The sequence below is a fragment of the Wolbachia endosymbiont of Tuta absoluta genome (assembly GCF_059414725.1).
In genome coordinates this window covers 1-387 of the sequence record NZ_JBNRJY010000443.1, presented here as the reverse complement: position 1 = coordinate 387, position 387 = coordinate 1, and the positions used below count along the sequence as shown (strand labels likewise).

Here is a 387-nt window from a genome sequence, read left to right as displayed (position 1 = left end):
CATAGAATCAGGACTACAGTGTTGATATACGAGTAAGTCACAAGCGTAGTTGAGATAAGTAGGTGGGTACTTATCAGGATCGATCAATTGATTGTACTAATGTGTACCAAATAAATGACAGTTCTAACTAAGTATTCACATTTCAATTCAATTCATTTTTGAAATGGCCTCTGTCAACATAGATCAATTCTGCCAATGTCAAAGTACATGTTAAACTTAAAAAAAGATCGATCTCTTCATTAGAGATAAGCTCGCCTTTGCGACAAAAATTATATATATATTTTTTCTGTGTATTTTTGTGCAATAAAGAATATATAATAAATTTCATTACAATTGGTTGGTTCAGTAGTTTTTTTTGCAAAGAAGTATCAAACAAACGTTTATAAT

Annotated in this window: 1 protein-coding gene; it reads right to left on the bottom strand. The window is 30.0% G+C overall.

Annotated features, from left to right (window positions below; all coding sequences use genetic code 11):
• Positions 1–142 precede the first annotated feature (142 nt).
• On the bottom strand, positions 143–387 hold a 245-nt coding region (locus ACJ5GX_RS04850), incomplete at its 5' end, for a hypothetical protein (RefSeq protein ID WP_495292756.1).